Origin of the sequence: Pseudoalteromonas sp. SG43-6 (assembly GCF_014164365.1) — a bacterium.
Classification (GTDB): Bacteria; Pseudomonadota; Gammaproteobacteria; order Enterobacterales; family Alteromonadaceae; genus Pseudoalteromonas; species Pseudoalteromonas rhizosphaerae.
On sequence record NZ_JACJEZ010000181.1, the window covers coordinates 1 to 380 of the forward strand.

At 53.2% G+C, this 380-nt stretch carries 1 protein-coding gene; it reads left to right on the plus strand.

Annotated features, from left to right (window positions below; genetic code table 11):
• Positions 1 to 380, plus strand: a 380-nt coding sequence (locus H5201_RS22710) for an Ig-like domain-containing protein (RefSeq protein WP_259399746.1), incomplete at both ends; no start/stop codon positions are given.

The window sequence follows — 380 nt, forward strand, 5'->3', positions numbered from 1 at the left end:
GTGAGCATTACGGTCACCGATGCCAATGGCGATATACAAACCTTAACTGCCACTGTGTTGGCTGATGGCAGTTGGTCGGTGGATGTACCGACCCCGCTTGCAGAAGGCGCTTTTGTTGTTGATGCTAGTGTCACCGATGCCGCCGGCAATACCGCCAGTGACACAGAAAATGGTGGGGTGATCGATACTCTTGCACCGACGGTTGATATCAACCCGTTGGCTGATAGCAACGACAGCACGCCTACCATCACTGGCAGCAGTGATGAAATAGGTGGGTTGGTGAGCATTACAGTCACCGATGCCAATGGTGATATACAAACCTTAACGGCGACAGTACTTGCAGATGGCAGTTGGTCGGTGGATGTACCGACCCCGCTTGC